Source organism: Serratia sp. BNK-33-b (genome assembly GCF_048684565.1).
GTDB lineage: Bacteria > Pseudomonadota > Gammaproteobacteria > Enterobacterales > Enterobacteriaceae > Serratia > Serratia marcescens.
The window spans coordinates 2,437,366-2,451,891 of the sequence record NZ_JBLQTZ010000001.1 but is presented as its reverse complement, the minus strand read 5'-3'; the positions used below and the strand labels follow the sequence as shown (position 1 = coordinate 2,451,891).

The following is a 14,526-nucleotide window of genomic DNA, read 5'->3' as shown; positions in this document are numbered from 1 at the left end:
GTAACCCTGCCGATGCAGTGTCTTTTTTGCTATATATCAATAGCTATATTATCATAGGTAATTAGGTTAAGCCAGAGCGACGCGGTAGCCAGGCAGGGCACTGCGCGATCCGGTGGTGTGAAAGCAGGGATAAACTGAACGCTAGATTGATGCCAATGAAAAAAGATCACCCTGAAGACGTGACGCTGCTGCGCACGCAGTTAATGTCGCTGGTGCGCCGTTTGCGGCGCGAGTCGCGCAGCGACGAAAAATCCTGGGCCCAGTTGATGCTGTTGGGGGCTATCGATCGCCACGGCGGCGAGGCGACGCCGTCGCTGCTGGCGGAATCGGAGCGCATGCGCTCCTCTAACCTGGCGGCCGCCTTGCGTGAGCTGGAGGGTGATGGGCTGCTGGTGCGCACGCCGGATGCCGAAGACAAACGCCGGGTACGGGTGCGCCTGACGCCCGCCGGGCTGGGCCTGCTGCAGCAAAGCCGCAGCCGACGCGAGGCGTGGCTGCTGGCGGCGATGGAAAGTTGTTTAACGGAGCGGGAGCAGGCGCTGTTGATAGAGGCGGGGGCGTTGATGGCGCGACTGGCGGCGGCGCCAACGGACGAGGAATAATCGGCGGGGCGGCAGATGCGCCGCCCGTGCAGCGAGGTTACGGCATCGGCCAATCGGCCGGCATGGTGCTGACCACGTCCACGTAGCGATCCCAGGCCGATGACCAGAATTGGGTGAAGGCTTCCAGGGTGAGGTGGATGCCCATCAGGCCCATCACGAACCAGCAGGCGGTAAACAGGCCCAGGCTGCTGAACATGAACGCCATGCCGTTGCGGCTGGTTTTACGGCAAACGACGTTTAACTGGCTGGCGAAGAACATCATCACGGCGCTCAGCAACTCCCAGCGCATCATGACTAAACCGGTGGCAATGGTACTCATCGAACTCGATCCTATGTAACAAAAAGCCGCATCCGGCAGGGCGCCGACAGGGAAATGCGGGGGAATAACGGGAATAATGTGATTTAGATCACATTGTAGCATTGAGGCGAACGGCGGCTCAATGGGGATCGCGGTGAAAAAATCGCCGCCGGTAACATTCCAATATGCTGAAACAGTTATGCCATTTCATTAGCAACCTTTTCATGGGGCGGCGCGCCCGATAACGCTATGCTTGCCGGCTTTTCAGTTCCCTGATTTTGCGGGGAAATGTGACGCAAAAGGTACCGGCACCGCATGGCCCTGTTAAAAGAAAAAATTCGCGATCATTCCGCGGAAGAGAGGCTGTTCATCCGCCGGGCGGGCGTGGCGCTGGCGCTGGTGGTGGCCTGTTTCGGCGTGCTGATCGCCAATCTCTACCGGCTGCAAATCCGCCAGCATGGTTTTTACCAGACGCGCTCCAACCAGAACGACATCAAGATGCTGCCGCTCGCTCCCAGCCGCGGGTTAATCTTCGATCGCAACGGCACTCCGCTGGTGCGAAACGTGACACTGTATCGTATCGAGATCACGCCCAGCAAAATCACCGACATGGCGGCGCTGCTGCAGGCGCTGACGCCGATCGTCGATCTGACGCCGGAAGACATCAGCGCGTTTCGCGACGATATGCACCACAACAGCCGCTACAAGCCGGTGACGCTAAAAACCGGGCTGAGCGACACCGAGGTGGCACGTTTTGCCGTCAATCAATACCGTTTCGACGGGGTAACAATCGATACCTATCAACAGCGTGAATATCCTTACGGCGCTCAGCTGGCGCACGTGCTGGGCTATGTGTCGAAGATCAACGACAGCGATCTCAAGCGCCTGGACAAGGCCGGCCTGAGCGAAAACTACGCCGCCGACCGCAACATCGGCAAACAGGGCATCGAAGCCTATTACGAGTCAGAGCTGCACGGCACCACCGGCTATCAGGAGGTGGAAGTGGATAACCACGGGCGGGTGATCCGGCTGCTGAAGGAACAGCCGCCGCAGGCCGGCAAAAACATTTACCTGACGCTGGATCTGCCGCTGCAGCAGTACATTGAATCGGTGCTAAAGGGGCAACGCGCCGCGGTGGTGGTGGAAGATCCGCGCGACGGCGGCATTCTGGCGATGGTCTCCAGCCCCAGTTACGATCCCAATCCCTTCGTCAAAGGCATCGGCTATCAGGCCTATAAAACGTTGTTGAGCAATCCGGAGCTGCCGCTCATCAACCGCGTTACCCAAGGGTTGTACCCGCCGGCTTCCACGGTGAAGCCCTATATGGCCGTTTCGGCGCTGTTCGCCGGGGTGATCACGCCCACCACCACCTTTTTCGGCGCGCCGACCTGGACGCTGCCCGGCACCGAGCGCCGTTACCGCGACTGGCTGAAAACCGGCCACGGCATGCTCAATGTCACCAAAGCGATTGAGGAGTCCGCCGATACCTTCTTTTATCAGGTGGCGTATGAGATGGGCATCGATCGCATTCACCATTGGCTGAGCCAATTCGGCTACGGTCAGTCGACCGGCATCGATCTGAACGAAGAGTACCGCGGCGTGCTGCCAAGCCGCGACTGGAAACTGAAGGTGCACAAAAAGGGCTGGTATCAGGGGGATACGGTCTCGGTGGGCATCGGCCAGGGGTATTGGGTGGCGACGCCGATCCAGATGGTGAAAGCGTTGACCACGCTGCTCAACAACGGCAAGGTGAAAACGCCGCACCTGCTGTATTCGCTGCAGCAGGGCAACCGGGTGACGCGCTACCAGCCGCCGGCGCAAGCGGCGCAGATCGGCGATCCCAACTCGCCTTACTGGGGCATCGTGCGCAACGGCATGTACGGCATGGCCAACTTGCCGAACGGCACCGGTTACAAGCTGTTCCATACCGCGCCGTATCAGATCGCCGCCAAATCCGGCACCTCGCAAGTGTTCAGCCTGAAGCAAAACCAGACTTACAACGCCAAAATGATCCCGGTGCGGCTGCGCGATCACATCTTTTATACGCTGTTTGCGCCCTACAAAAATCCCCGGGTGGCGATGGCGCTGATCCTGGAAAACGGCGGCGGCGATGGCGTGGTGGCGGGGCCGACCGCGCGCGCGATCCTCGACCACATTTTTGACCCGGCCAACGCGCCACAGCCCGGCGATACGCTGCAAAGTAAACCGCAGTTAAACGACAGCGCGGATGTGCAACGGTGATGCGGTTTGTTTTTACTTTCTTACAAACTGCAATCTCCTGACCATTTCCGGCAAGGTAGACTGAAATAACACCATAAACTGAATAAAAACGCAGGGTTAACACAACAGTGGCGCCATCGACCAAAAAGAGCGGTAAAACCTATTCCACAGTTCGTTTCGGCTGGATTTGCGCCGGCATGCTGGTCTGTTTTTTTCTGTTGGCGTTCAGGGTCGGCTACCTGCAACTGCTGGAACACCAGCAGTTGGCCAATCAGGCTGACCAGCGTTCGATCCGCACCCAGGTGGTGCCGACCAACCGCGCCATGATCACCGATCGCAACGATGAGGCGCTGGCGGTCAGCGTGTCGTCCAAAGACATCGTGCTGGATCCGAAGCATATTCTCGATACCCAGACCGATACCGGCAACGAACGCTGGCAGAGCATGGCCAACGTGCTGAAGATCCCGCTGGCGGACATCCAGCATCTGATCCAGAGCAACGCGCACAAACGTTTTGTCTACCTGGCGCGCAAGGTGGAGGACGACAACGCCGCCTACATCAGCAAACTGCACCTGACCGGCGTCAGCGCCGAGCAGGATTTCAGCCGCTTTTATCCGATGGGCCAGGATGCCGCCGGGCTGATCGGCATCGTCGGCCAGGACAATCAGGGGCTGGAGGGCATCGAGCTGGGGTTCAACCCGCTGTTGCAGGGAAAAAACGGCCTGCGGGTCTATCAGAAGGATGGCAGCGGCGCGGTGATCGGCGTGCTCAAAAGCGTGGATCCGGTGCCGCCGCCGAACGTGACGCTCAGCATCGACAAATTTATCCAGTACGTGCTCTATGCGCAGATCCGCGACGGCGTGGTGGCTAACCAGGCCGACTCAGGCTGCGCGGTGCTGGTCAAGATCGACACCGGCGAAATCCTCGGCATGGCCAGCTATCCATCGTTCAACCCGAACAACTATGGCAGCACGCCGGCGAAAGATATCCGCAACGTGTGCAGCAGCGACAGCTTCGAACCGGGTTCGACGGTGAAACCGGTGGTGGTGATGGTGGGGTTGGAACATAAGCTGATCCGGCCGGATACCGTGTTGGACACCACGCCGTATCGGGTGAACGGTCACCTGATCAAAGACGTCGGCCACTGGTCGAAACTGACCATCACCGGCGTGCTGCAAAAATCGAGCGACATCGCGGTATCGCATATCGCGCTGGCGCTGCCGGCCACGGTGCTGCCGGCGGTCTACCGCAGCTTTGGCCTGGGGCGGCCGACCGAGCTCGGCATCGGCAACGAGAGCAGCGGCTATCTGCCGCAGCACCGTGAACGCTGGGCCGATATCGAACGCGCTACCTTCTCCTTCGGCTATGGGCTGCGCGTGACGCCGCTGCAGATGGCGCGCGAATATGCCGCTATCGGTTCCTTCGGCATTTATCGGCCGCTGTCGATCACCAAGGTGACGCCGCCGGTAATGGGGCAACGTATTCTGCCGGCGGATACGGTACGATCCGTGGTGCATATGATGGAGAGCGACGCCTTGCCGGGCGGCAGCGGGGTGAGCGCCGCAGTGCCGGGCTACCGGCTGGCGATCAAAACCGGTACCGCCGAGAAAATGGGCCCGAGCGGCAAATACGATGGCGGCTACATCAACTACACCGCCGGCGTGGCGCCGGCCAGCGATCCGCAGGTGGCGCTGGTGGTGATGGTCAACAACCCGAAAGCCGGCAAGCACTTCGGCGGTTCGGTGGCCGGGCCGGTGTTCGGCAAGATCATGGCCCAGGTGCTGGAGCACATGAATATTCTGCCGGACGCCCAGCCGCTTAACGTGGTGTCGTCGGTCAAGGGGTAAGGGGGATTAGCGCGATTCCAGCAGGCGCTTCAGCGCCTGCAGATCGGCGTTCACCAGCCCGACGTCGCGGGCGAACAACGCGTCGTCCATCTCCGGCTGGCGGAACAGGGTGAAGATCACCTCGGTGCCGCGCCGGTTGGCGAGCGCGCGCAGCGGCACGTAGACCACGCCGCCATCCGGCAGCGTCACCCAATGATCCAGCACGCCGAAGGCATTCGGCGCGCTGAAGCGAATGCGGATCGGCCCTTGTGGGGTGTTTGCCACCCAATCTTCCCCTTCCCGCCGTAAGCTGTTGGCTAACCCTCTGGCCCACAAGGGGAAATTTTCCGGCTGGCTGAGAAAGGCGTACACCTCGTCACAGGGGCGGTTAATGGCAATATGCAGCGTTTGCGCGCTCAGCATCATGATTTCTCCGATTGACGGCGATACTTCAGTGTAGATCCCGCCGCGCTCAGAAGTAGTAACCGATGTTTACGTTGGTGCGAAAATACCATTTATTGCTGCCGGAGGACTGGGTGCCGGTCCAGCCGGTGGCGTTTTCCACGCCGCCCCACGGGTTGGCGTTCTGCGCCCAGGTCAGATCCACCCACAGCATCACCGGCATGGCGAACACCTGCACCCCGAGCGTATTCATTTTGGAGTCGGAACCGCCGTGCTTATCCTTCCAGAGCACGCTGTAGTCGTTGTAGAAGCGCAGCTTTTTCACCGGCCCCCAGGGTACGTCGACGTCGCGCGCCAGGTTGATGGCGGCGGTGGTGGCCTGCGACGGGATCAGATAGGCCGGCGTCAGGCCGTTGCCGCCCATCAGGATCACCGAATTGTTGGCCCCGGCCGGGCCTTTGGCGTCGTAACCATAGCGGATCACCTGGCCGGACAGATGCCAGGGATCGTTATTCACCAGCGTATGCAGGCCCGCCGCCCAGAAGCTGCCGTTATCGCCGGTCGCCTGGTTGTAGAGCCGAGAGGCCGCCAGCGAACCGCCGAGCTCATTGTCCCAGCTGCCCTGGTGGAAAGCGCGCGTCAGCCGCAGGTTTATCTGATCGCGTTTTTCGTTGCGCTGCAGGTGCTGTGACGCATAGTTGGTGTTTTTCAGATCGCCGTAGCTGGCGACGTCGGGGGCGTAACGCACGCCGGTCGGCATCATGCGCGGGTAGTAGGCGGCGTCGAAGGCCCAATCGTCATGCTGGTATTGGTATTTGGCGCCGAGTCCGGTGTTGACGCCAAAGCCGAGGTAAAACGGAATGCCATACGACCAGCCGAACTGCGGGTAGGGCATCAGGCCGAACGGTTTGAACGGCGCGCCCAGTTGCACGGTGGAGCGCTCAGACAGGCGGTAGCCGATATAGGCGCGGTCGATGGCGTATTTGCGCCGATCCTGAAACCAGAATCCGCTATCGAAAAACGCGTCGTTGACCTGGCCGGCGGTATCAATGCGAAAGGCGTCAAAGCGTAAATGCGGAGGATTTCGATAATTGCTGCTGCGCCAGTCTTCATAGCGATAATTGGCGCGCAGCGCGCCGCCGATATCAATATTCTTTTTATTATCCTCGCTTTGCCAATGAATATGCGGAAATGCCGGACGGCTTTTTTTTACCGGTGCCATGGTGGCAGCAGTGTCGCTGGGCAATGCGACAGTGGTCGCGTAACTTACTGGTGAAACAAGAAAAAAACAAAGCGTGATCTTGCGCATGCCTGGCCCCTGGTGAAAGTAGACGGTTTATTAAGGCGAGCGAATTCCACCTGTGAATAGGGTGATTTTGCTCATCAGTTTTATATTTGAGACGATTTTATATGTGCGTTTCATATATTAAATTCGCTGTCGATTAATATATGAAACTTTGTTTCTTGTTTAATGGAAAAACTATAAATCCGGCATTAGACAAGTCAAGAAATAAAAATGAGCGTTGACGAGAAATTCCGATTATTGGGTCGCCCTGGTTTGCGGTGGGCGACACAAAGCAAGCTGAAATAGTGGTGTCATCAATGCCCGTTAGACTCGCGGCATCCTGGTATGACTGACTAAAAATCATGAACATAAAACTGACACTTGGCCGCCGGGTAAAACCTGCGGCAGCGCTGCCGCACGCATTTGGCATCGGCAAGAGCATGGGCTTATTAGGCGGCATAATTTGCGTTATTGCGCTATTTTCTCTGCTGCAATTGTTTTCCACCGTATTTATTTCCAATATTCTGCGCGACGCCAAGGTTAACCTGGTGACGGGCGACGGGTTGCATCGCCAGCAGGCGACGATGGATCGCGCCAGACTGTCGCTGCTGACGGCCAGCGACAGCCTGAACCGCGCGGGCATCTATTATCTGCAGGACAAAGTCACCGGCTCCGACGGCAGTTGGCATAGCCTGCTGGATGAATCGTTGGCGGCGTTGGCGGCTTCAAAGCAGGCCTTTGCCCGGTTCGAGCGCTTGAGCGCGGCTGCGCCCGAAGCGACGGGCGCCCTGAAAGACAGTTATCGCCTGTTCTATGACGGCCTGAAGGAACAGGCGCAAGGGTTGCAAAACAGCGCCAGCATCGATGCGTTTTTCGCCGTGCCGATCCAGGCGTTTCAGGCGGATTTCAACGAAAAGTACCTCGCGTATCAGGCGCTGAACGAACAGCGTGGCGATGACGTCAACGTGCGGCAATTGGCGGCGCTGGAGCAGGCCAAGACCTTTGCGCTTGGCGCATTGGCCGCGCTGGCGCTGATCGCCGTGGGGGTGTGGTTCGGCGTCGCCCGCTGGGTGATAGCACCGCTGCAGCGGGCGATTGTCCACCTCAACGTGCTGGCCGCCGGCGATCTTTCGCGGCCGCTGCCGCCTGAGCGGGCGTTGAACCGCGAGATGCGTCAGCTGCAGACCAGCATTGGCCATATGCAAAGCGGCTTGCAGCGCCTGGTAAGCGAGGTGCGCGATGCGGCGAGCGGGATCCTGAACGGCGTCGAGCGGCTGGCGGACGGCAATCGACAGTTGACGGCGCAGTCGGCGAAGCAGGACGGGGAATTGCAGTTGGCGACCGAGCACGTGCAGCAGCTGGCGGCGCGGGTGGAAGAAAACGGCCAATACGCCCAGCAGGCCAGCCAACGAACCGAATTGGCCCGGCAGTGCGCCGGCTCCGGTGAGCAGATGATGCAAACTGTCAACGTTTCGATGCACGGGATCGTCAACCAATCGGCCGAGATGCGCGGCATTGTCGCGCTGATCGACAGCGTGGCGTTCCAGACCCATATTCTGGCGCTGAATGCGGCGATCGAGGCCGCGCATGCCGGCGTTCACGGCCGCGGCTTTGCCATCGTAGCCAAAGAGGTGGGCCTGCTGGCGCAAAAAAGCAGCCATTCGACGCGCGATATCCAGCAGTTGATCAACCGTTCGCTGCTGCAAATCGATCAAGGTTCGCAGGCGGTCGAACTTCTGACGGGCAATCTGCGCCAGATTATCGATCTGGTGAACAAATGCAGCGCGCTGATGGGGGAAATCTCGTTGGCGTCGTTCAATCAAGGGGAGAGCATTCAGGCCGTGACGGCGCGCATTGCGACGCTGAATCAGGTGGCGCAGCAAACCGGCGACGTGGTGAGCGCGGTGACCGAGGCTTCGCAGTCGCTGCAGGGCGAATCGGAACGCTTGGAAAAAGCGATGGCGCGTTTCAGGCTGCCTGTGCAATAAATAACCCTGGCGCGGGTTAATGAATAATAAAGCTGCGCTTAATGTTATTCATTATTTCCCCGCGCTGAGGGACGTTATTTCGATAAATAAAAACAGGCCGGCGCTTATGGATGAAAAAAGCGCCGGCCTGCAGAGAATTATTTTAACGGGAGGATTAACGGCTGGTCTGGTGGCCGATAATGCCGCCCAGCGCTGCGCCGCCGAGGGTGCCCAGCGTGCTGCCGTCGGTCAGCACGGCGCCGCCGACCGCGCCGACGCCCGCGCCGATCGCCGTGTTGCGATCGCGATTGGACATATGCCCACATGCGGTAACGGAAAGCGTCGCCATCACCACCACCAACACACCTGCGGCACGTTTAATATTCATAATGAGTTCCTGGTAAATTGGCTGATTAATGGATTAAAAATAATCCGATTAACCCGCCGGTAGAAGTTGGGATGAATGTATTCCTCAGAAAGAAAATCGAACAGGTAAAAATTCTTAATTTTGCGGCGGTGAAAAGCGATTGCTCGCCGAATGTGCGGCCGCCGACAAAACCGCTGGTCTATACTGGGAAGACGCCTCGCGGGGGCGGGGCACACACTCTGGAGGCCGCCATGTCCGATCTCGTTTCCGCATCCGGCAAACCGGTGAAAATCCCCGGCCCGGATCACCCGATCACCTTGACCCGTCATCCGACGCGAGTCGTGGTGCGTGCTGCCGGGAAAATCCTGGCCGACAGTCGCAATGCGCTCATCCTGCAGGAAGCCACCTATCCGCCGGTGTTTTACTTTCCGCGTGAGGACGTGAATATGGCGCTGTTGCAGAAAAACGAGCACGTCAGCTACTGCCCGTATAAGGGCGACTGCAGTTATTTCACCTTCGCGCTGAACGGCGGGCAGGGGGCCAATACGGCCTGGAGCTATGAAATGCCTTACAACGCCGTGGTGGCGATCAAGGATCATCTGGCATTTTATCCCGATAAAGTGACAGAAATCAGTACTGAAGCCTGACCTGCCGCCGCCGCCGGGCGGGGGCAGGTTGACATTCCGCTTATCCCTACTCATTATGTGTATTACTGGAAACTGATACGCTTTCCTTATGTTTTAATCCGACATAAACGAAACTCTGAGCAGGTGCCAAGGTGTCTACCTCTACGCGATTTGCCGTTGCCATCCATATTCTGACCAACATCACGCTGTGTCGTGGCCAGACGGTGCGTTCCGAAGATATCGCGCGCAGCGTCAACACCAACCCGACGGTGGTGCGGCGGATCCTCGGCGCGCTGGCGGAGGCCGGGCTGACCTATTCGCAGATGGGGCAAGGCGGCGGGGCGCTGCTGGCGCGGCCGGCAGAAGCGATCTCGCTGCTGGACGTGTATCGCGCGGTGGAGGATCAACCTTATTTCATGCTGCACCGCGCCCGGCCTAACGATGCGTGTTATATCGGCCACGCTATTACCCCAGTGCTGGAGCAAGAGTTTGCGCGCGTTGGTCACGCGCTGGAAGCCAGCCTGGCGCAAACCAGCATCGCCGAAATGGCCGGGCAGGTCGAGCGGCAAGCCGGCTATCCTTTCGTCCCTTGTTCATCGCAATATCAAGCGGATACGCAATAAAAATCCACGCCAATTCCGTCTTCCCGCAGAGCATTTTTTGCATTGCGTTAATGTAATTGTGTAAGTTACATTAGCTCGCATCAAGTGTGATGTGGCTCACGTTTTAGACTGCCTCCCCACGATAATCGATCGATTGGCCGGAAACCTTTTCTTCCGGCGCAGATTCGCTGTGCTTATAAACCAGGAGAGAACGATGTTAGAAATGATTGAAAGCTTGGCCACCGTGGTGGTCCTGGTGCCGGTAATGGTGGCCGTCTTGCTCGGCGCGATTTACGGTCTGGGTGAAGTGTTCAACGTCTTTTCCGCTATCGGCCGAAAAAATAACGGCTGAATTTGAACGTCAGGGGACGCAACGCCCCCTGACGTAGGGTTACAATACCGTCGCCAGGAAGTTGCGCGTCCTCTCATGTCCCGGCGCATCCAGAACCTGCTGCACGCTGCCCGTTTCAACCACCTTTCCCTGATCCATAAAGACAATCTGGTCGGCCACTTCGCGGGCGAAGCCGATTTCATGCGTGACCACCACCATCGTCATGCCCGAATGCGCCAAGTCTTTCATCACCTGCAGCACTTCGCCAACCAATTCAGGATCGAGGGCGGAAGTCGGTTCATCAAACAGCAACACCTGCGGGTTCATCGCCAGCGCGCGGGCGATGGCGACGCGTTGCTGCTGGCCGCCGGACAGTTCACGCGGCCAGGCGTTGATGCGATGTTCCAACCCGACGCGGGCCAGCAACTGCTTCGCCCGTTCCTGCGCCTCGGCTTTTTTTTCCTTTTTCACCCGCTGCGGCGCGTCGCTGACGTTTTGCAACACGGTGCGGTGCGCAAACAAGTTGAACTGCTGAAATACCATGCCGATGCTTTTACGCTGTTCGGCCACCTCGGCTTCTTTCAGCTCGTACAGATGCCGGCCTTTTTGACGATAGCCGATCAGCTGTTCGCCAACGCGAATGGTGCCGCCGTCCAGCTTTTCCAGGTGGTTGATGCAGCGCAACAGGGTGGATTTGCCGGAGCCGGAAGGGCCGAGGATCACCGTCACTGAACCCGCCGGAATGGTCAGGCTGATGTTTTTCAACACTTCGGTGCCGGAAAAGGATTTCCGCACCCGGTTGATGTGGATGGATGCGCTCATTGTTCACCTCCCTGAGGGGCTTTGCGGTTGAGGAAGAACCCGCCGCTGCGCGTTGCCTGCGTGCCGCGGCCAAAATAGCGCTCCACGTAGTATTGGCCAATCGACAGAATCGAAGTCATGGCCAGATACCACAGGGTGGCGACCAGCAGCAGCGGGATGACCTCGTAGGTGCGTTGGTAAATGATCTGCGCCGAATACAGCACGTCCTGCAGGGCAATCACCGACACCACCGCGGTGGTTTTCAACTGCCCGATCACCTCATTGCCCGCCGGCGGCAGGATGGTGCGCATCGCCTGCGGCAATACCACGCGCCACAGGATTTGCCCACGACGGTAACCCAGCGCTTTGGCGGCTTCCAGCTGGCCGCTGCCGACGCTTTGGACGCCTGCGCGCACGATCTCCGCCGCATAGGCCGACTGATGCATCACCAGCGCGATCACCGCCGCGCTGAAGGTGCTGATAAGGGTATTGGTCGGCGCGCTGGCGACTTCGCCCAGAAACGGGATCCACAAGCTGATGCGCGGATAAAGCGCGGCGATGTTGTACCACAGAAACAGCTGCACCAGCATCGGCACCGCACGGAAGAACCAGGTGTAGAACCAGCTTACCGCAACCAATACCGGATTGGCCGACAGGCGCATCAGCGCCAGCAGCACGCCGCCGGCGAAGCCGAACACCACCGAAATCACCGTCAGCTTCAGCGTCATGAGCACGCCGTTGAGGATGGACGCCTCGGTCAGATTTTCCGCCACCACCGACCATTCAAAGCGCGGGTTGTGCAGCATGGAATTGATGATAACGCCGACGATCAGCAGCACAACCAGGGCGCTGAGCCAGCGCCCGTAATGCCGGTGGCCGACGATGCTCAGTTCCGCGTCGTCGACAGGGTGTTGCCCACTCATTTTGCGATCTCTTCATTGATGCCGGCGGTTTTCACAGCACCAAAACCGATATCCCAGCCGTCGAGGATTTTCTGGTAGCTGCCGTCGGCGATCAGAGAATTCAGCGCCGCCTGCACCGGTTTCACCAGTTCGGAGCCTTTCGGCAGGGCGATGGCCACCGTGGTGCCGTCGATGTTGATATCACCGGCCAGCGTCAGCGGTTTAACGTGGGTGGCCTGGTAGCGCAACCCTTCATACGGGCCGAAAAACATCGGCACGCGGCCGCTGATCACCGCCTGCACCCCGGCCGGGCGGTCCGGGAAGATCGGCATGGTGATGGCCGGCTTGCCGGCGGCGACGCATTGATCGCTGGCCTGCTGCAGGCGGGTGATCTGCGAGGTGCCTGCGCCGGCGCCGACGGTCTGGCCGCACAGCTGGGCCAGCTCGGTGTAAGGGCCAAGCGCAGCGTCTTTGCGGGCGATCAAGGCCAGCTTGGAAGCGTTGTAATAGCCGACGAAGTCCACTTGCTGGAAGCGCTTTTTGTTGGCGTCAATGTTGGCCAGCGCGACGTCATAACGGCCGGACTTCAGGCCGGGGATGATGTTGTCGAAACCGCCGGTGTCCTTCCAGTGGATCGCCACGCCCAGGCGATCGGCAATCGCGCTCATCACGTCGATTTCACGCCCGGCCAGCGTTTTGTTGTCCGCCTGGTAAAAGGTGGTCGGCGGGGTGTTCGGGTTGGTGCCGGCAACGATATAGCCGGCCTTTTTGATAGCTTCAGGCAGGCTGTCATGCAGCGCCGGATCGGCGGCAGCTTTCACCGCCGCCTTGAAGGGAACATCGCCTTCAGCGGCATGAGCTGCGGCCAACGGCGCCAGCGTGGAGGAAGCCAACAGCAGGGACAGTACGGTGCGTTTGAATGTGGTTTTCATCATGATTTCCCTGCGGATTAAGCCGATTTTACGTTAGCGAAGTTGATTGCCGGTTCCGGCAGACCCAGGTTTTCACGCAGGGTTGCATGCTGATACTCTTCACGGAACAGGCCACGGCGGCGCAGCTCCGGGATCACCAGCTCGACGAACAGTTCCAGCTGGTTAGGCAACACCGCCGGCATGATGTTGAAGCCGTCTGCGCCTTGCTGTTCTAGCCACAGCTGGAAGTCGTCAGCGATCTCTTCGGCGGTGCCTACCACCACGCGGTGGCCGCGCGAACCGGCCGCGACGGCCGCCAGCTCGCGCAGCGTCAGGTTTTCCCGCGCGGCCAGATCGGTCAGCAGTTTCACGCGGCTTTGGCCGCCTTCGGTGGCGCCCACATTCGGCACCGGGCCGTCCAGCGGGTAATCGCTCAAATCGAAACCAAAGCGTGCCGACAGCTGCTCAATGCCGTTATCGATATCCACCAGTTGATTCAGCTGATACCAGGTTTCTCGCGCTTCTTCTTTGGTTCGGCCGACAATCGGCATCACACCTGGCAGGATCAGCAGGTGGTCCGGGTTGCGGCCGGCGTCGGCCACGTATTTTTTCTGACTGCGGTAGAAAGCCTGTCCTTCTTCCAGGCTGGCGGCGGCGGTGAACACCACTTCGGCGGTTTCCGCCGCCAGCTGTTGGCCGGCCGGGGAAGAGCCGGCCTCAATGATCACTGGCCGCCCCTGCGGCGAGCGGGAAATGTTCAGCGGGCCCTGCACCGAGAAATGCTTGCCCTTATGGTTGGCCGCGTGGATTTTCTCGTCGATGGCGTACACGCCATTTTGCTTGTCGCGCACGATGGCGTCTTTTTCCCAGCCGTCCCACAGTTTGTAGCTGGCCTCGAGGAATTCCCGCGCCACTTCATAGCGTTCGGCATGCGACGGCAGATCTTCACGGCTGAAGTTGCGCGCCGCATCGCTGGAGAATGAGGTCACCACGTTCCATGCGGCGCGGCCGTGGCTGATATGGTCGATGGAGGCCATGGCGCGTGCCAGGTGGAAAGGTTGATCGAAAGTGGTGGAGGCGGTCGCCGCCAGCCCGATATGGCGGGTATTGACCGCCAGCGCCGCGAGCAGCGTCAGCGGCTCCAGGCGTGACATCGTCGAGGGCAGGCGGTGCACACTGGTCGCCAGCGCGTCGCCGACGAAGAACATATCGAAGGTGCCTTCTTCGGCTTTTTTTGCGATCCAGGTGAACCAGTCGATATCGGTCGGTGAACCGCTGGCGCCTTCTGCGCGCCATCCCCCGATGTGGTGCCCCAGCGCCTGAACGAACAGGCCGAGACGGAGTTGGCGCGATGGTGTTGAAGGTGAAGTACTCATAGTTATTCCT

Annotated in this window: 15 protein-coding genes; 7 read left to right on the top strand and 8 right to left on the bottom strand. The window is 59.4% G+C overall.

Annotated elements, in window-relative coordinates:
* Positions 1 to 155: 155 nt before the first annotated feature.
* On the top strand, positions 156 to 602 hold the full coding sequence (locus ACMGGK_RS11650; RefSeq protein ID WP_060445182.1) for a MarR family winged helix-turn-helix transcriptional regulator: 447 nt from the start codon (positions 156 to 158) through the stop codon (positions 600 to 602).
* Between the two features lie 37 nt (positions 603 to 639).
* Here ACMGGK_RS11650 and ACMGGK_RS11645 read toward each other — a convergent pair whose 3' ends face one another.
* The gene (locus ACMGGK_RS11645; protein ID WP_004940713.1) at positions 640 to 921 is read right to left on the bottom strand and encodes a YjcB family protein; all 282 of its coding nucleotides are present in this window, start codon (positions 919 to 921) and stop codon (positions 640 to 642) included.
* 294 nt (positions 922 to 1,215) lie between these two features.
* Between ACMGGK_RS11645 and mrdA the strand changes: the two genes are divergently transcribed.
* Positions 1,216 to 3,141: a penicillin-binding protein 2 gene (gene mrdA, locus ACMGGK_RS11640; RefSeq protein ID WP_049299020.1), complete on the top strand. Its 1,926-nt coding sequence runs from the start codon at positions 1,216 to 1,218 to the stop codon at positions 3,139 to 3,141.
* Positions 3,142 to 3,248: 107 nt separating this feature from the next.
* Positions 3,249 to 4,967 carry a penicillin-binding transpeptidase domain-containing protein gene (locus ACMGGK_RS11635; protein ID WP_016927785.1) on the top strand — a complete coding sequence of 573 codons (1,719 nt, stop codon included), beginning with the start codon at positions 3,249 to 3,251 and terminating at the stop codon, positions 4,965 to 4,967.
* Positions 4,968 to 4,973: 6 nt separating this feature from the next.
* Here the strand turns inward: ACMGGK_RS11635 and ACMGGK_RS11630 are convergent, their stop codons facing one another.
* Together ACMGGK_RS11630 and ACMGGK_RS11625 are read right to left on the bottom strand one after the other, a co-directional pair.
* On the bottom strand, positions 4,974 to 5,372 hold the full coding sequence (locus ACMGGK_RS11630; protein WP_016927784.1) for a hypothetical protein: 399 nt from the start codon (positions 5,370 to 5,372) through the stop codon (positions 4,974 to 4,976).
* Between the two features lie 46 nt (positions 5,373 to 5,418).
* Positions 5,419 to 6,657, bottom strand: coding sequence for a hypothetical protein (locus ACMGGK_RS11625; RefSeq protein WP_197758249.1), 1,239 nt, complete (start codon positions 6,655 to 6,657; stop codon positions 5,419 to 5,421).
* Positions 6,658 to 6,995: 338 nt separating this feature from the next.
* On the opposite strand from ACMGGK_RS11625, the gene ACMGGK_RS11620 reads away from it, so the two are divergent.
* A complete protein-coding gene (locus ACMGGK_RS11620; protein WP_420276912.1) occupies positions 6,996 to 8,621 on the top strand; it encodes a methyl-accepting chemotaxis protein in 1,626 nt (541 codons plus the stop codon).
* 154 nt (positions 8,622 to 8,775) lie between these two features.
* On the opposite strand, the gene osmB is transcribed toward ACMGGK_RS11620, so the two are convergent.
* A complete protein-coding gene (osmB, locus tag ACMGGK_RS11615; protein ID WP_004940700.1) occupies positions 8,776 to 8,988 on the bottom strand; it encodes an osmotically-inducible lipoprotein OsmB in 213 nt (70 codons plus the stop codon).
* 230 nt (positions 8,989 to 9,218) lie between these two features.
* Here osmB and ACMGGK_RS11610 point away from each other — a divergent pair, with 230 nt between their 5' ends.
* From ACMGGK_RS11610 to ACMGGK_RS11600, 3 genes are all read left to right on the top strand, one after another.
* A complete protein-coding gene (locus ACMGGK_RS11610; protein ID WP_016927781.1) occupies positions 9,219 to 9,614 on the top strand; it encodes a DUF427 domain-containing protein in 396 nt (131 codons plus the stop codon).
* A 131-nt stretch (positions 9,615 to 9,745) separates the two neighbouring features.
* Entirely contained in the window at positions 9,746 to 10,216 is a 471-nt protein-coding gene (locus tag ACMGGK_RS11605; protein WP_016927780.1) for an Rrf2 family transcriptional regulator, read from the top strand.
* 193 nt (positions 10,217 to 10,409) lie between these two features.
* Positions 10,410 to 10,547, top strand: a complete 138-nt coding sequence (locus ACMGGK_RS11600; RefSeq protein ID WP_016927779.1) for an AcrZ family multidrug efflux pump-associated protein — start codon at positions 10,410 to 10,412, stop codon at positions 10,545 to 10,547.
* 39 nt (positions 10,548 to 10,586) lie between these two features.
* Here the strand turns inward: ACMGGK_RS11600 and ACMGGK_RS11595 are convergent, their stop codons facing one another.
* Genes ACMGGK_RS11595 through ACMGGK_RS11580 form a run of 4 tightly spaced genes read right to left on the bottom strand, consistent with a single transcriptional unit; the run spans position 10,587 to position 14,516 of the window.
* Positions 10,587 to 11,348: an amino acid ABC transporter ATP-binding protein gene (locus ACMGGK_RS11595; RefSeq protein WP_016927778.1), complete on the bottom strand. Its 762-nt coding sequence runs from the start codon at positions 11,346 to 11,348 to the stop codon at positions 10,587 to 10,589.
* Positions 11,345 to 12,250: an amino acid ABC transporter permease gene (locus ACMGGK_RS11590; RefSeq protein WP_049299026.1), complete on the bottom strand. Its 906-nt coding sequence runs from the start codon at positions 12,248 to 12,250 to the stop codon at positions 11,345 to 11,347. Before ACMGGK_RS11590 ends, ACMGGK_RS11595 begins: the two co-directional genes overlap by 4 nt.
* Positions 12,247 to 13,161: an ABC transporter substrate-binding protein gene (locus ACMGGK_RS11585; protein WP_016927777.1), complete on the bottom strand. Its 915-nt coding sequence runs from the start codon at positions 13,159 to 13,161 to the stop codon at positions 12,247 to 12,249. The genes ACMGGK_RS11590 and ACMGGK_RS11585 overlap by 4 nt, the downstream gene beginning before the upstream one ends.
* Positions 13,162 to 13,178: 17 nt before the next feature.
* A complete protein-coding gene (locus tag ACMGGK_RS11580) occupies positions 13,179 to 14,516 on the bottom strand; it encodes an LLM class flavin-dependent oxidoreductase (protein WP_016927776.1) in 1,338 nt (445 codons plus the stop codon).
* Between the last annotated feature and the right edge of the window lie 10 nt (positions 14,517 to 14,526).